This window comes from Streptomyces tremellae, assembly GCF_039540215.1.
GTDB lineage: Bacteria > Actinomycetota > Actinomycetes > Streptomycetales > Streptomycetaceae > Streptomyces > Streptomyces tremellae.
In genome coordinates this window covers 1-5509 of sequence record NZ_BAABEP010000126.1, presented here as the reverse complement: position 1 = coordinate 5509, position 5509 = coordinate 1, and the positions used below count along the sequence as shown (strand labels likewise).

The window sequence follows — 5509 nt, the reverse complement described above, 5'->3', positions numbered from 1 at the left end:
GGTGAGCCAGCCGCCGGTCTCGATGAACACGATCCCGAAATCGGCACGCGGATCACACGGCGGCATCAGGATGCTGCCGCTCATCTCCGAGAAGCCGCGCGGCTCGTACATCAGAAACTTGCGGACGTCATCGTGGTCGCGCATGAGGCGTTGTCGTTTCTCCATGATGGTCACCCCTGCCACTTCCGGTACGCCCGAGGTGACCACTCGAGCCGGAGCCCCCGCGCTGTGGCAGTCCACAACGGTGAACATTCGCTTCGATCGCACTGGGCAGAGGACCTCTCGCTAGCCGTCTCCAGAGTGAGTCGGTAGCACGTTACACGCTACCCGCGGCCTGGCAAGAGGTCTTCGGTGTGGACGCTGTGCTCGCGGTCGGCGTCCCCCGTCAATGTCGTTCAGCTGCCGGTTTCCATCGTGTTACCAGCCTTGACAGGTGTGGCAGACCCCTCCATCTTAAATATTACCGGTTACCCCCTACCTCGTGGCGAGGGTATGTCCGCCGGTAGAACTCGGAACGGATGCCACTTATGGACCTCACGACCAGGCGCATGGGTGCGCTGCTCGCGGTTGCCGGCCTGGGTTTCACCGTCGCTGCGTGCGGCAGCGAGCCCGAGGCGAGCACGCCCGCTCCGGCCCGTGTGGATGTGCGGGCCTCCTCCCAGGTCGTCGATCTGCTTCCCGAGCAGGTGGCGCGGCGTGGAACGCTGCGCGTGGCCATCCCTGACAGCGGCCTGCCCCTGGCAGGGAAACAGAACGGCGAGCTGCGCGGGATGGACCCCGACCTGGGCAAGGCGCTGGCGCAGGTGATGGGGCTGAAGTACGAACCCCGGATGATCCCCTTCTCCTCCGCGCTGCCCGGACTCCAGTCCGGCCGCTACGACGTGTCGTTCGGGGAGTTCTATGTGACGGCGAAGCGGTTGGAGACGGCAGATTTCGTGACGGCCTGGCACGACTACTCCAGCTTCGTCGTCCAGAAGGACATGAAGGTCAAGCCCCGTGCGCTGACCGACGTGTGCGGCATGCAGGTTGGCGCGATGGAGGGGTCGGTCGAGTTGAAATTCCTCAACGACGCACAGGCCGGCTGCGCGGCCAAGGGCAGAAAACCCATCACGATCGACGCGTTCCCGTCCATCTCCGCCGGCGTCCTCGCGCTGTCGAGCAACAGGGTCCAGGCCGTACTGGCCAACCGGGGAGGCGGTGAGAACGCAGTGGCCAAGGGGCAGTCCTTCGCCCTGGTCGGCCAGATCGGAGGCGGCCCGACCGCCACGGCTGTCGCTCGCACCGCGTACTCCGCCCGCATGCTCAGGGCGGTCCGCAAGGCTTACGAGGTGCTGATGTCCCAGGGCGCCTACTCGAAGATCCTCAAAGCCAACAACACGAGCTACGGGGCCATCGACAAACCGACCGTCTACACGACCGGCTCCTCCCTTCCGGACTACGAGTGAGTGTGCCGACGCTTCGAGCGGCCGCCGTACGTCACCTCAAGAGTGAGAAGAGAACATGACGACGCAGAAACCGGATGTCGACCGGCCCTCAGCCCAGGGGGCCGCGTTGCGAGTGAAAAAGACGCGCCACTACGGCCGATGGGTCGGTATGGCGGTGCTCGCGGTTCTTGCCGCGATGCTGATTAACACGTTGTTCACCAACAAGCGATTCCAATGGCACGAAGTCGCCGCATACTTCGGCACCGAATCCATCGCGCAAGGGCTTATTCGCACCTTGTGGCTGACGGCTGCGGCGATGGCCGTCGGAATCGTGCTGGGTACGGTACTGGCTGTCATGAGGCTGTCGCCGAACGCGGTGCTGTCCGCGTCGGCCGGGGCCTTCGTATGGTTCTTCCGCGGGACCCCGCTGCTGGTGCAACTGATTTTCTGGTACAACCTGTCGGCGCTCTATCCGCGGCTCTCCCTTGGGGTGCCGTTCGGGCCAGAGTTCGTATCCGGCAGTGCGAACAGCTTCATCACCGTCTACGTCGCCGCGCTGCTCGGCCTGGGACTCAATGAAGGCGCCTACATGTCCGAGATCGTGCGGGCCGGCATCAACTCGGTGCCACCCGGTCAGCGCGAGGCGGCCGAGGCGCTGGGGATGAAGTCGCGTCGTATTCTGTTCCGCATCGTTCTCCCGCAGGCGATGCGCGTCATCATTCCGCCGACGGGGAATCAGCTGATCGGCATGCTCAAGACGACCTCGCTTGTCAGCGTGATCGCGGTACCCGATCTGCTCTACTCGGCGCAGATGATTTATTCGAGCAACTTCCAGACGATCCCGCTGCTTATCGTCGCGAGTATCTGGTACCTCATTGTCACGACCATCCTCTCCGTCGGCCAGTACTTCGTGGAGCGCCGGTTCAGCAAGAGTGACAACAAGCCCACACTCACGTTCGCTCATGTGAAGCGGATCGTGACCAACGGACGGCGAGAGGTGGCGGCATGACGACCGCAACGACACCCGAGCAGGAAACCGGCGCAGCAGTGGAGTGTGTCGGCGTTCAGAAATCCTTCGACGGCACGCCTGTGCTGCGGTCGGTGGATCTGGCGGTCGAGCACGGCCAGGTGCTGTGTCTCATCGGGCCGTCCGGCTCGGGGAAGAGCACGTTCCTGCGATGTCTCAACCATTTGGAACGCATTGACGGCGGCCTGCTGAGGGTGGCCGGTGAAATGGTGGGCTATCGCGAGCACAAGGGCCGGTTGCACGAGCTGCGCCAGCATGAGATTGCGCGGCGGCGCGCGGACATCGGCATGGTATTCCAGAGCTTCAATCTTTTTCCGCACATGACCGTGCTGGAGAACATCGTCGAAGCGCCGATGAGTGTGCGCGGGATCAAACGTAGCGCCGCCGAGGAGGACGCGCGCCGTCTGCTGGACAAGGTGGGGCTGGCCGGCAGGGAGGGGGCCTATCCTCGGATGCTCTCCGGTGGGCAGCAGCAGCGCGTGGCCATCGCACGAGCCCTGGCGATGCATCCGAAGATCATGCTCTTCGACGAACCGACGAGTGCACTCGACCCCGAGCTCGTCGGTGAAGTGCTGGCGGTCATGAAAGAGCTGGCCGCTGAGGGAATGACGATGATCGTCGTGACGCACGAGTTGGGCTTCGCGCGAGAGGTCGCCGACACCGTGGTCTTCATGGACGGTGGCTACATCGTCGAGCAGGGCGCGCCCGCTGAGTTGTTCGCCAACCCGCAGACGGAACGGTGTCGCGACTTCCTCAGCAAAGTCCTGTAGACCGAGAGGATTCGGCCGTCCCCATGTCAGCCATCGGTCTCGTTCCACTCGTGCTGGATGTGCTGGAGGTGCTGGAGCATGACTGCTTCGGCGCGCTCCGGATCACCGTTGCTCAAGGCGGCAAGAAGCGTGTGGTGCTCGCGGCCGGAGTGCTCCAGCCGTCCGGCGTCCGACAGGTTTCGCAGGGCGACCAGGCGCGTCCTGTCCCGCAGGTCGCCCACGATGTCGACCAGGCGCTTGTTGCCGGCGAGGGCGAGCAGGTCCAGGTGGAACTGACGGTCCGCCTCCAGGTACCGCACCATGTCGCCGTTGACGGCGCTCACGACGGTGTCGGAGGCGAGCTCGCTGAAATGGTGGTCAAGGGGCGGGCGCAGTCTCGCCAGGCGCCCCATGGCGGGGACTTCGAGCATCACTCGCAGTTCGTAGATGTCCTGGTGGTCTTTGTCGGACAGCGGGACAAGCCGGAAGCCGCGGTTGCGGACGGCTTCCATGACGCCCTGGTTGACCAGAGTCAGCATGGCCTCGCGCACGGGACTGTTGGAGACGCCCAGTTGGCCGGCGATGGTCGCCGCAGAGTAGATCTTCCCTGGAATGATGTCACCGGTCACCACCTGCTGGCGGATGACGCTCAGTGCCTGGTCGCGCAAGCTGAACCGTTGCAGCGTCGATTCCGTCGATGGCCTCGTGGTCACTTCCTGCCTCCCTCGCGCAGCGGTGGGCGCACCGTCGCAACTATGCGACACCGCATGTCGCTTTCACAGTGTTCAGCATCGATTGAAACAAACCAAATCGTCACCTGTAGCATGTTACATGTTAGCGCTTACATCGAACTTTCCTGGTCTCGCCCATACGTCGGAGCGGGGCCGCCACCGCGCAGAGAGGAACGCGATGAGTCAGATCGTCGCCATCGACATCTACGGCTACACGCTCACCTACGCACACGGTGAGTACGTCATGTCCAGCGGGCGGGCGGCGACCAGTCAGGAGTCCACCCTCGTACGGATCACATGCGAGGACGGAACGCACGGATGGGGCGAGGTGTGCACCCTGGCGGGGACGTACTGGCCCGCGTTCGCGGGTGGGGCGAGGGCGGCACTCGCCGAAGTCGTGCCCGCGCTGCTCGGGGCGGACGCCACCAACCTCGCCGCGGTGCACGCCGCCATGGACGGCACGCTGATGGGCCACGCTTATGCCAAGAGCGCCGTCGACATCGCCTGCTGGGACCTGCTCGGCAAGAAGGCTGGACTGCCGGTCGTCGACCTTCTCGGCGGCAGGGCCCAGCAGGACTTCCCGCTCTACGAGGCGGTCCCGCTGTCCTCGCCTGAGGCGATGGCCGACTTCGTGAAGCAGCGCTCGGCCGCGGGCATCACGTGCTTCCAGGTGAAGGTGGGCAACGATCCCCACGACGACGCCGCCCGCCTGCACGCGGTCGCCGATATCGCTGATGCCGGAACCACGCTGATCGCCGACGCGAACGGAGGCTGGACCCTCCAGCAGGCTGTCCATGCCGTGCGTCTTGTGGACGAGATGCCCATCTACCTGGAGCAGCCGTGTCGACGAGCCGAGGACTGCAAGGTGGTGCGCGGCCTGACCTCCCTCCCCATGGTCATGGACGAGTCCGTGATCACCCCGCTCGACCTGGCAGAGGCCAAGACGGAGGTGGGCGCAGGGTCAGTCAACCTGAAGCTCGGACGTCTCGGAGGTCTGACCGGTGCCCGGCTCATGCGGGATCTCTCCGTGTCCCTGGGCATATCGGTGTCGATCGAGGACGCCTGGGGTGGTGACGTCACCACGGCGGCGGTGTCACACCTGGCGGCGTCGACCGCTCGGGAGGACATGCTTTCGGTGTCCTTCTTCAACGACTGGACCAACGAACACGTCGCCGGTCACCGGCCGCGTTCAGCCGGCGGCCGGGGCAGTGCGCCCGACGCTCCCGGACTCGGCGTCGAGGTGGACGTCGAGCGGCTCGGCGAACCGCTCCTCAGCGTCGGGGCAGACAAGTAGCGACAAGGAGCAACACCATGAGGTCACGACTCCAGTACTCCGTCATCGACGCCCACAGCGCCGGAGCCCCGGCCCGCGTCGTGATCGGTGGCGCTCCGCACGTCAGCGGCAGCACCATGGAGGAAGTCCGTGCCACGTACGAACGTGAGCACGATGATGTCCGCAAGTTCCTGATGTACGAGCCGCGCGGCTTCTCGGAGATGTGCGGCAGCATCCTGATGCCGCCGTGTGATGCGCGTGCCGATTTCGGGATCGTGTTCATCGAGACCGGCGGCTGGATGACG

7 protein-coding genes are annotated in these 5509 nt (G+C 64.9%); 5 read left to right on the top strand and 2 right to left on the bottom strand.

The window, feature by feature from the left end; genetic code table 11:
• Nucleotides 1-252 (bottom strand): proline racemase family protein (locus ABEA77_RS34050; RefSeq protein WP_425588449.1); only part of this gene is annotated, 252 nt, incomplete at its 3' end.
• Between the two features lie 266 nt (nucleotides 253-518).
• Between ABEA77_RS34050 and ABEA77_RS33560 the strand changes: the two genes are divergently transcribed.
• The 3 genes from ABEA77_RS33560 to ABEA77_RS33550 are packed head-to-tail and all read left to right on the top strand — an operon-like array spanning nucleotide 519 to nucleotide 3221.
• Complete coding sequence (locus ABEA77_RS33560) at nucleotides 519-1445, top strand: transporter substrate-binding domain-containing protein (RefSeq protein WP_345655915.1); 927 nt, start codon at nucleotides 519-521, stop codon at nucleotides 1443-1445.
• A 55-nt stretch (nucleotides 1446-1500) separates the two neighbouring features.
• The gene (locus ABEA77_RS33555; RefSeq protein WP_345655913.1) at nucleotides 1501-2433 is read left to right on the top strand and encodes an amino acid ABC transporter permease; all 933 of its coding nucleotides are present in this window, start codon (nucleotides 1501-1503) and stop codon (nucleotides 2431-2433) included.
• Nucleotides 2430-3221: an amino acid ABC transporter ATP-binding protein gene (locus tag ABEA77_RS33550; protein ID WP_345655911.1), complete on the top strand. Its 792-nt coding sequence runs from the start codon at nucleotides 2430-2432 to the stop codon at nucleotides 3219-3221. Before ABEA77_RS33555 ends, ABEA77_RS33550 begins: the two co-directional genes overlap by 4 nt.
• Nucleotides 3222-3247: 26 nt before the next feature.
• On the opposite strand, the gene ABEA77_RS33545 is transcribed toward ABEA77_RS33550, so the two are convergent.
• Entirely contained in the window at nucleotides 3248-3913 is a 666-nt protein-coding gene (locus tag ABEA77_RS33545; RefSeq protein WP_345655909.1) for a GntR family transcriptional regulator, read from the bottom strand.
• 196 nt (nucleotides 3914-4109) lie between these two features.
• On the opposite strand from ABEA77_RS33545, the gene ABEA77_RS33540 reads away from it, so the two are divergent.
• Together ABEA77_RS33540 and ABEA77_RS33535 are read left to right on the top strand one after the other, a co-directional pair.
• On the top strand, nucleotides 4110-5225 hold the full coding sequence (locus ABEA77_RS33540; protein WP_345655907.1) for a mandelate racemase/muconate lactonizing enzyme family protein: 1116 nt from the start codon (nucleotides 4110-4112) through the stop codon (nucleotides 5223-5225).
• Between the two features lie 17 nt (nucleotides 5226-5242).
• Nucleotides 5243-5509, top strand: a 267-nt coding sequence (locus tag ABEA77_RS33535) for a proline racemase family protein (RefSeq protein WP_345655905.1), incomplete at its 3' end; no start/stop codon positions are given.

Bases quoted from the DNA above. Each gene is read 5' to 3' on its own strand.
- ABEA77_RS33555 (WP_345655913.1), top strand. From the start codon at position 1,501: ATGACGACGCAGAAACCGGATGTCGACCGGCCCTCAGCCCAGGGGGCC.
- ABEA77_RS33560 (WP_345655915.1), top strand. From the start codon at position 519: ATGCCACTTATGGACCTCACGACCAGGCGCATGGGTGCGCTGCTCGCG.
- ABEA77_RS33550 (WP_345655911.1), top strand. From the start codon at position 2,430: ATGACGACCGCAACGACACCCGAGCAGGAAACCGGCGCAGCAGTGGAG.
- ABEA77_RS33540 (WP_345655907.1), top strand. From the start codon at position 4,110: ATGAGTCAGATCGTCGCCATCGACATCTACGGCTACACGCTCACCTAC.